The organism is Arthrobacter sp. SPT-J7 (assembly GCF_059089965.1).
On record NZ_JBNHFF010000370.1, the window covers coordinates 1 to 2,088 of the forward strand.

1 protein-coding gene is annotated in these 2,088 nt (G+C 63.1%); it reads right to left on the reverse strand.

The genetic code is table 11. The features are described from left to right. Positions 1-1,762 (reverse strand): vWA domain-containing protein (locus AC5RWX_RS32735; protein WP_494100331.1); only part of this gene is annotated, 1,762 nt, incomplete at its 3' end. Positions 1,763-2,088: the final 326 nt, after the last annotated feature.

Below are 2,088 nucleotides of genomic sequence, written 5' to 3' on the forward strand. Positions count from 1 at the left end.
TATCGGCGTCGGGCCCGTAGGCGAGCGTAAAGACGAGCACCGGCGTCGAGTGGTTCTGATGGCTCAACTGTTGGGAGATACCGGCGAGGTCACCCGGGTGGTTGGTGTCGTTTTTTCCGTCACTCAGAAGCACGATGGTGTTGATGAAGGTGTCTTTGTAGTCCTTGGCCTGATCGCCGGCGAAGCGGCTCACCGCTTCGAAAAGAGGCGTAGCGTCTACGGCTTTGAGCTCGTTGAGCTTAGTGATGAGGTCTTCTTTATTGGTTTTCAGCGGGGCGACCTGGCTGACGATGCCCGGCAGCAAGGGGCCGTCGCCTACTTGGGAGAAAGCGGCTAGCCCAATTTCATCGTCTCCCGTGAAGTGATCCAATGCCTTGCGGACGGCGTCCTTGGCCCGTTGTAGCTTGGTCACACCGGTCTCTTGCACCATGGATTCCGAGACGTCCAGCAGGAACAAGGCCCTTGCGCGCTTGCGGACCTCGGGAAAGCTGTCCTGCACCGCGACGAGCGCCTCAGCCTTGGGCAGTGGCAGCGGCTGGAGTGTCGGGGCATACCGTCCGGTTCCCGCTACTTCAGTATCCAGCTTGCCCTGGATACTGCGGTACCCGGACGCCTTGACCACGTTTTGGCCCTGTTCCGTGACTGCGAAGGCAAGGAAGTCTTCGGCCGCCTGGCGCTGCTGGCTCCCCACCCAGTCCCCGTCAAGGATGACGGCAGGGCTGTCGGCCACGTGGACTCCGTCCGCAGGGTAAATGGCCCTAAGGGGTTCCTTGGGGGCGGGACCGGACTGCTTTGTTTTTCCGTCTTCGCTGACCACTCCCCGGTTGTAATCCCAAACAGATTTTTCATCCACGATCACGGCGGAGAGGAATTCCGAGACGTTCCCGGCGTCGTCAGCCTCCCTGGCGTGCCACAGGAAATGCTCGGGCGTAGCCATGTAATGGCTCGTACCCAGTTCCACGGCGCGCACTTTTTCAACCAGGGATGGTGCGTCCAGGTCCATGTCGTCCAAGCCTCCCACGCTGCCGCCGGCGGCACCGTAGGAAGCAGCAAGGGCCATCAGGCCCGACGTTGAGACGAGGGGACTGGCCTTGCCGAACTTGAACTTGCCCCACTCGCCGTGGCCCAGGCGCTCCCAGACGTCCTGCTCCTCGGCCATCCTGAAGACCTCAGACCACGACGGCGGTGTGCTGTCCCAGCCGAGCGCACCTACCATCGTCTCCGGCACGGCCACGACGATGGCACTCCGCGCCAGGCTGGTGCCCTCTTGCGGCACAGGGCTTCCGTTGGCACTTTCCCCTGCAATTCGTAACCACGCGGAGGAGTCCGGCACCCAGAGAGAGGGCCTGTCACCGGCCGCAACGCCGGGGAACCCGGCGGCGACTTTGCCGGCGGCGACTCCCGATTTTTCCTGGGCCACTGCGGGGGTCACACATTTGCCGTCCACGCTCCGTGGTTTCGCGGTGTACTCGGCGGCCAGCGCCCGGACCGTCTCGGCGTTTTCCAGCGAAGTGAGGATGTTCAAGGAAATGCAGGGAGCGGCCCCGGCGACGGCGGCAGGACTGTCCTGCGCCAACGGGTTGCCTGCTGGGGGAGTGCCGCCGTTGCCGGCTGAGGGCACGCCCTGTCCTTCGCCTGCAGGGAAGATCAGCGTCCGCAGCACGAATGCTCCGCCAATAATGAGAAGGGCTACGGTGGCCGCCGTGGCGACCCAAACCCAGCGCGGATACTTAGGGTCAGTTGCTGCGTGTCGACGGCCCATGCTCGTTTCCTTTGAAATCCGCCCGGGTTTCCCCGGTGTGAATGCAAATGTTGAAACTGACCCGCGGCAGTCACACCGCAGGTGCGCCTAGCCCCCGCCCGGATGCCCCCGCAACTGGATACGCATTTTGAGGATAACCCCCTCGGGAGGCGGTGGGTGTGTATGGATTCACTTTTTGATTCAATCTTGTGGGCCGCGGATACAGGTGGTCCGCCAAACCCCCAACTGTGCCGGCCGGGGGCGTGAGCGGCAGTCAGGGGTTTTTGCTCTGGCCAACCTCTTCAGGAAGCCCTACCTTGGAAGCCAGGTCTCGGCGAAAAGTCCCC